Origin of the sequence: Streptomyces swartbergensis (genome assembly GCF_002148965.1) — a bacterium.
In the GTDB taxonomy this organism is placed as follows: Bacteria; Actinomycetota; Actinomycetes; order Streptomycetales; family Streptomycetaceae; genus Streptomyces; species Streptomyces swartbergensis.
In genome coordinates, this window is the sequence record NZ_NGFN01000070.1 from 21,792 (window position 1) to 28,216 (window position 6,425).

General features: G+C 70.4%; 8 protein-coding genes and 1 riboswitch. Of the genes, 1 reads left to right on the forward strand and 7 read right to left on the reverse strand.

Annotated features, from left to right (window positions below):
* Positions 1 to 219: 219 nt before the first annotated feature.
* From CA983_RS14060 to CA983_RS14090, 7 genes are read right to left on the reverse strand one after another with little or no spacing between them, the layout of a single operon-like run.
* Positions 220 to 675, reverse strand: coding sequence for a PH domain-containing protein (locus CA983_RS14060; protein ID WP_086601226.1), 456 nt, complete (start codon positions 673 to 675; stop codon positions 220 to 222).
* 13 nt (positions 676 to 688) lie between these two features.
* Complete coding sequence (gene hisG, locus CA983_RS14065) at positions 689 to 1,537, reverse strand: ATP phosphoribosyltransferase (RefSeq protein ID WP_020273518.1); 849 nt, start codon at positions 1,535 to 1,537, stop codon at positions 689 to 691.
* A 46-nt stretch (positions 1,538 to 1,583) separates the two neighbouring features.
* Entirely contained in the window at positions 1,584 to 1,856 is a 273-nt protein-coding gene (locus tag CA983_RS14070; RefSeq protein WP_003988914.1) for a phosphoribosyl-ATP diphosphatase, read from the reverse strand.
* 34 nt (positions 1,857 to 1,890) lie between these two features.
* Entirely contained in the window at positions 1,891 to 2,376 is a 486-nt protein-coding gene (gene ribH, locus CA983_RS14075; RefSeq protein WP_086601227.1) for a 6,7-dimethyl-8-ribityllumazine synthase, read from the reverse strand.
* 45 nt (positions 2,377 to 2,421) lie between these two features.
* Positions 2,422 to 3,711, reverse strand: coding sequence for a bifunctional 3,4-dihydroxy-2-butanone-4-phosphate synthase/GTP cyclohydrolase II (locus CA983_RS14080; protein ID WP_086601228.1), 1,290 nt, complete (start codon positions 3,709 to 3,711; stop codon positions 2,422 to 2,424).
* A complete protein-coding gene (locus tag CA983_RS14085) occupies positions 3,708 to 4,349 on the reverse strand; it encodes a nicotinamide mononucleotide transporter family protein (protein ID WP_086601229.1) in 642 nt (213 codons plus the stop codon). Before CA983_RS14085 ends, CA983_RS14080 begins: the two co-directional genes overlap by 4 nt.
* Positions 4,346 to 4,954 (reverse strand): riboflavin synthase, encoded by a 609-nt coding sequence (locus CA983_RS14090; protein WP_086601230.1) that lies wholly within the window; start codon positions 4,952 to 4,954, stop codon positions 4,346 to 4,348. The genes CA983_RS14085 and CA983_RS14090 overlap by 4 nt, the downstream gene beginning before the upstream one ends.
* Positions 4,955 to 5,099: 145 nt before the next feature.
* A riboswitch (FMN riboswitch) is annotated at positions 5,100 to 5,230 on the reverse strand.
* A 296-nt stretch (positions 5,231 to 5,526) separates the two neighbouring features.
* On the opposite strand from CA983_RS14090, the gene CA983_RS14095 reads away from it, so the two are divergent.
* Positions 5,527 to 6,414 (forward strand): RNA polymerase sigma-70 factor, encoded by an 888-nt coding sequence (locus CA983_RS14095; protein ID WP_086601231.1) that lies wholly within the window; start codon positions 5,527 to 5,529, stop codon positions 6,412 to 6,414.
* The last annotated feature ends 11 nt before the right edge of the window (positions 6,415 to 6,425 follow it).

A 6,425-nucleotide genomic window follows, 5' to 3' on the forward strand; every position in this document is an offset into this window, starting at 1 on the left:
CACGGTCGCGGACACGGTCCGCGCTATGTCGGCAGGGGGCGGCGCAGGTACTGCAGGACGATCCGTCCATCGCCGGAGGGGGTCACTCCTCGGTTAGCAGGAGCCTCTGTGCACCGGGCGGGCAACAGAGGCGGAGGCGCATCCGTCGCGCCTCCGCCAACAGATTAATCAAGACACGGCCCGGTGCGGCAGTGGCGACCGCCCTGTGGATCCGACGAGTCAGCCCTGAGGCCGCTCGGGGTTCGCGACGGAACGGGCCTCGACGAGCGCCCGCAGGGCCCGGGCGTCGGCGATGGCGCGCTGCTTGGCCAGGCCGGGCTGGATGCCCAGGGCGGGCAGGCTGGTGCCGTCGCTGAGGTTGAGGAACACCCAGGGGTCGCCGGACCGGAGGGTCACCTGAAGGATTTCGGCCCATTCCAGCCGGCGCTTGTTGGTGAGATTGACCACGGTGACGCCGTCCTCGTCGGCGACGACCTTGGGCCGCGCCAGCAGGAGCAGTACCGCGTCCAGCAGGAGCGCTGTGACGATGAAGCTGAGGCGCTCAGCGGGGCTGAGCTGCTTCAGCAGCATCGCGACGGTCGTGATCACCACGAAGATCGCGACGGCGGCCGTGAGCAGCACCGCGCGGGTGGTGCCCGGCCGGAAGGTGACGGGCAGGGTGGGCAGATCGGACATCAGTGCGCGCCCCTCACAGACGGCAGGCGTGGATGGCCGTGGTCAGGATGGCCCGGGCGCCGATGTCGTACAGGTCGTCCATGATCCGCTGCGCCTCCTTGGCGGGGACCATCGCGCGGACGGCGACCCAGCCCTCGTTGTGCAGCGGGGACACGGTCGGCGACTCCAGACCGGGGGTGAGGGCGACGGCCTTCTCCAGCTGCTCGACGCGGCAGTCGTAGTCCATCATCACGTACGTCCGGGCGACCAGGACGCCCTGGAGGCGGCGCAGGAACTGCTGCACCTTGGGGTCGTCGCCGTCCGCGCCGGTGCGGCGGATCACGACGGCCTCGGACTGCATGATCGGCTCGCCGACGACCTCCAGGCCCGCGTTGCGCAGCGAGGTGCCGGTCTCGACGACGTCGGCGATGACCTGGGCGACGCCGAGCTGGATGGCGGTCTCGACGGCGCCGTCGAGGTGGACGACGGAGGCGTCGATGCCGTGCTCGGCGAGGTGCGCCGCGACGATGCCCTCATAGGAGGTGGCGACGGTCTTGCCCGCGAGGTCCGCCAGGCCGCTGATGGTGCCGGGCTTGCCGGCGTAGCGGAACGTGGAGCGGGCGAAGCCGAGGGCGAGGATCTCCTCCGCGTCGGCGCCGGAGTCGATCAGCAGGTCCCGGCCGGTGAGGCCGATGTCCAGCTGGCCGGAGGCGACGTAGATGGCGATGTCGCGGGGGCGGAGGTAGAAGAACTCGACCTCGTTCGTCGGGTCGACGATCCGCAGCTCCTTGGACTCCCGGCGCTGCTGGTAGCCGGCCTCATGCAGCATCTCCGCCGCAGGGCCTGACAGGGAACCCTTGTTGGGGACGGCGATGCGCAGCATGAGGTCGGCTTCCTTTGCGTGGTGTCGTGCGGGAACGGGGTGCGGCTTACAGGTGGGCGTAGACGTCGTCGAGAGAGATGCCGCGCGCGACCATCATCACCTGGACGTGGTACAGCAGCTGCGAGATCTCCTCGGCGGCCGCCTCCTTGCCCTCGTACTCGGCGGCCATCCACACCTCGGCGGCCTCTTCGACGACCTTCTTGCCGATGGCGTGGACACCCTTCTCGACCAGTTCTGCGGTGCGGGAAGTGGCGGGGTCGCCCTGAGCGGCCTTGTGCTGGAGCTCGGTGAAGAGCTCCTCGAACGTCTTCTTGGACATGGTGACGCTCAGCCTATGCCACAGGTGGCTTTCGTCAGCGCCAGGGTTCGGATACTGAGCGGAGGGTGGCCGCGGTCGCCACCGCCGCCGTCACCGCCTCGTGTCCCTTGTCCTCGTTCGAGCCCTCCAGGCCGGCGCGGTCCAGGGCCTGCTCCTCCGTGTCGCAGGTCAGCACGCCGAAGCCGACGGGCACGCCGGTGTCGACGGAGACCTGGGTGAGGCCATGGGTCACGCCCTGGCACACGTACTCGAAGTGGGGGGTGCCGCCGCGGATGACGACGCCGAGGGCCACGATCGCGTCGTAGCCGCGGCCCGCGAGGACCTTGGCGACCACGGGGAGCTCCCAGCTGCCGGGGACCCTGAGGAGGGTCGGCTCGTCGATGCCGAGGTCGCGCAGGGCGCGCAGGGCGCCGTCGACCAGACCGTCCATCACCTTTTCGTGCCACTGTGCCGCGATGACGGCGACCCTGAGGTCACCCACATTGCGTACGGACAGCTCCGGTGCACCCTTGCCGCTCACGTCTCTCCTCAGAGCCTTCTCGCTGTGCTGACTTGCTGTGCTGTCTTACTGGTTGCCGCAGGCCGGCACGGTGGTCGTGTCGAGCCAGGGCAGGTCGTGGCCCATCCGGTCCCGCTTGGTGCGCAGGTAGCGGAGGTTGTGCTCGCCGGCGCTCACGGGCATCGGCACACGCGCCTTCACCACGATGCCGTGGCGCACGAGCGCGTCGGTCTTGTCGGGGTTGTTGGTCAGCAGGCGCACGCCGCGCACGCCGAGGTCGGCGAGGATCTGCGCTCCGGCGCCGTAGTCGCGGGCGTCGGCGGGCAGGCCGAGTTCGAGGTTGGCGTCGAGGGTGTCGTGGCCCTGCTCCTGGAGTTCGTAGGCGCGCAGCTTGGACATCAGGCCGATGCCGCGGCCCTCGTGTCCGCGCAGGTAGACCACGACTCCCCGGCCCTCGGCCTGGATGCGGGCCAGCGAGGCGTCGAGCTGGGGGCCGCAGTCGCAGCGGGCGGAGCCGAAGACGTCGCCGGTGAGGCATTCGGAGTGGACGCGGACCAGGACGTCGTCGCCGTCGCCGATCTCGCCGTGCACGAGGGCGACGTGCTCGACGCCGTCGACGGTGGAGCGGTAGCCGTAGGCCGTGAAGGTGCCGTGGGCCGTGGGCAGTTGGGTCTTCGCCTCGCGGCGGACGGTGGGTTCGCTGCTGCGGCGGTAGGCGATCAGGTCCTCGATGGAGATGATCGTCAGGCCGTGCTTGCGGGCGAAGGGGATGAGCTCGGGCAGGCGCAGCATGGTGCCGTCCTCGCCGGCGATCTCGACGATCGCGCCGGCCGGACGCAGGCCCGCGAGACGGGCGAGGTCGACGGCGGCCTCGGTGTGGCCGTTGCGGGTGAGGACCCCTCCGGGCCGGGCGCGCAGCGGGAAGATGTGGCCGGGGCGGACGAAGTCGTCGGGCCCGGAGATGCCGTCAGCGAGCAGCTGGAGCGTGGTGGCGCGGTCGGAGGCCGAGATGCCGGTGCTGACGCCGTGCGCGGCGGAGGCGTCGACGGAGACCGTGAACGCGGTCTTCATCGACTCGGTGTTGTCGTCGACCATCTGCGGCAGGCGCAGCCGGTCCAGCTCCTCGCCCTCCATGGGGGCGCAGATCAGGCCGCGGCACTCGCTCATCATGAAGGCGACGATCTCGGGGGTCGCCTTCTCGGCGGCGATGACGAGGTCGCCCTCGTTCTCCCGGTCCTCGTCGTCGACGACCACGACCGGGCGGCCGGCCGCGATGTCGGCGATGGCCTGCTCGACGGGGTCGAGGGCGAAGTCCTCGACGTCGTCGCTGCTGTACAGGATCGGTGCGGCGTTCATGCCGGCGCTCCTTCCAGGGTGGGCCGCGCGGCCTGACGCGAGCGCAGCCACCAGTCGCGCATGCCCCACAGGACGAGTGCGCCGTAGATGACGTAGACGAAGCCGGAGAAGGCGTAGCCGTTGGCGAAGTTGAGGGGCACGCCGACGAGGTCGACGAGCAGCCAGGCGAACCAGAACTCGACCATGCCGCGGGCCTGTGCGTACATGGCGACGATGGTGCCGACGAAGATGTAGGCGTCCGGCCAGGGGTCCCAGGACAGGGTGGGGTACGCCTTGAAGAGCAGCGCCACCGCGACCGTGCCGGCGGCGGCCGCGGCGATCATCGCTCCGCGCTCGCGCCAGGTGGCGAACCGTACGGCGATGTGACCGTCCTCCGCCTGTCCCTTGCCGCGCTGCCACTGCCACCAGCCGTACAGGGCCACGACCATGACGACCGCCTGCTTGCCCGCACTGCCGGTCAGATGACCGAAGAAGGCTCCGAAGAGGATGAGGCCGGCCAGGAACTGCACGGGCCAGGTCCATATGGAGCGCCGCCAGCCGAGGGCGAGGGCGGCCAGGCCGAAGAGGTTGCCGACCATGTCGGACCAGAGGATGTGCTGGTCGAAGAGGACGAACGCCTCGGAGTTCAGCGAGTTCACCGGGTCGCCCCCTGCGCGCGGTCGCCCAGCATCCGCTCGACGTACTTGGCGATGACGTCCACCTCGAGGTTGACCGGGTCGCCGGGCTGCTTGTGGCCGAGCGTGGTCAGGTCGAGAGTGGTGGGGATGAGGCTGACGGTGAAGTAGTCGGGGCCGGCGTCGACGACGGTGAGGCTGATGCCGTCGACGGTGATGGAGCCCTTCTCGACCACGTACCGGGTGAGGTCCGCGGGGAGGGAGATCTTCACGATCTCCCAGTGGTCGGACGGCTTGCGTTCCAGGATCTCGCCGGTGCCGTCCACGTGGCCCTGCACGATGTGCCCGCCGAGGCGTTCGCCGACGGCCATGGGCCGTTCGAGGTTGACGCGGGAGCCGGCCTTGAGCGCGCCGAGGCTGGAGCGGTTGAGCGTCTCGGCCATCACGTCAGCGGTGAACTCGTCGCCCTCGTGGTCGACGACCGTGAGGCAGACGCCGTTCACGGCGATGGAGTCGCCGTGTTTCGCGCCCTGGGTGACGACGGGGCCTCGCAGGCGGAAGCGACAGGCGTCGTCGAGGGTCTCGACGGCGGTGACCTCGCCCAGCTCTTCGACGATTCCGGTGAACACTTCCCGGGTCCTCCTGCCTCTTCGGGCACGGACTCCGGGGCTGTCGATGACGACAGAGGATACGAGCGAGGACACCGGGAACGACGCCGGACGGAGTCCGCCCGGAGGACGGACTTCTTCGGCGGCGCGCATGTATGCCCGCTCGCCGCGCACTGCCTCCCATCCGGACTTTAACCGTCGGTCCAGGAATTTCACCTGGTCAACCGGCCGCTGGAGGCGACCGGGTCGCGGACTGTAACCGCCGGTTCGGACTTTCACCGACCCCGGAGTGCGCTGCTACTGATACATGGCCAGTGTGCCACGCCTGATCGGCGTCCAGACGGGCGAACGGTGTGGGGTGCCTCACAGAACGTGTCGCCACCCTTTCCGAGCGCGACGGGGCGATTCAACTCCCGCGCCTGCGTCCGCCCTTGACCGTCCCGGAGTTGGTACGTACCTATTGACGTTATGGTCTAGTCCTTTCTACGGTCATGTGCAGTTGCGCAGACCGGCCCGGCGGCGGTGACGACGGCCCTTGCCCGCCGTCGGGCCTTCCCACGCCGCACGGACGGTGTTCTGGCAGGGTGAGGCGTATGACCACCACGCTCGCCGACGAGTTCGAGACCCACCGGCCCCGGTTGTTCTCGCTCGCCTACCGGCTGCTGGGCTCCGCGGAGGAGGCGGAGGACGCGGTTCAGGACGCGTTTCTGCGCTTCAGCGGCGCCGACCGCACGGGGATCGAGCAGCCGGCGGCCTGGCTCGCCAAGGTCGTCACCAACCTCTGTCTGAACCGGCTGACCTCCGCCCGGGCCCGGCGCGAGCGGTATGTCGGGACCTGGCTGCCCGAGCCGGTGATCACCGCGGACGGCACGCTCGGCCCGCTGGAGTCGGCCGAGCAGCGGGACGCCGTGTCGATGGCGATGCTGGTGCTGCTGGAGCGGCTCACGCCGGCCGAGCGGGCGGTGTACGTGCTGCGGGAGGCGTTCGGGTACGGGCACCGGGAGATCGCCGGGGTGCTGGATCTGAGCGAGGCCAACTGCCGCCAGCTGTACCGGCGGGCCGTGCGGCGGGTGGGCGAGCCGCGGGCCCGGTTCGAGGCCGCGTCCGAGCGGCAGGAGGAGCTGGTCACGTCGTTCATCACGGCGGCCCGCGACGGCGACCTGGCCGGGCTGGAGAAACTGCTCGCGGCCGACGCCACCTGGTGGAGCGACGGGGGCGGGAAGGTCACCGCGGCCCGGTGGCCGATCGAGGGCGGGCTCAAGGTCGCCCGGTTCCTGGCGGGCGGGGGCCCGACGTACGCGGTGGGCCTGGAGTTCACCGTCACCCAGGTCAACGGCGCCACGGGACTTGCGACCTGGGCGGGCGACACCCTCGTCGGCCTGGCGGCGTTCGAGGTACGCGACGGGCTGGTCGCGGGGGTACGGGYCGTGGTCAMCCCGGRRAAGCTGGCGYYCGCGCGGCGTCAGCTCAGCCGACGGTAGGGCTGCCGGGC

What these genes read in the sequence shown, in the direction of transcription:
- CA983_RS14060 (WP_086601226.1), bottom strand. Translation starts at nt 675, where the DNA reads ATGTCCGATCTGCCCACCCTGCCCGTCACCTTCCGGCCGGGCACCACC.
- hisG (WP_020273518.1), bottom strand. Translation starts at nt 1,537, where the DNA reads ATGCTGCGCATCGCCGTCCCCAACAAGGGTTCCCTGTCAGGCCCTGCG.
- CA983_RS14070 (WP_003988914.1), bottom strand. Translation starts at nt 1,856, where the DNA reads ATGTCCAAGAAGACGTTCGAGGAGCTCTTCACCGAGCTCCAGCACAAG.
- CA983_RS14080 (WP_086601228.1), bottom strand. Translation starts at nt 3,711, where the DNA reads ATGAACGCCGCACCGATCCTGTACAGCAGCGACGACGTCGAGGACTTC.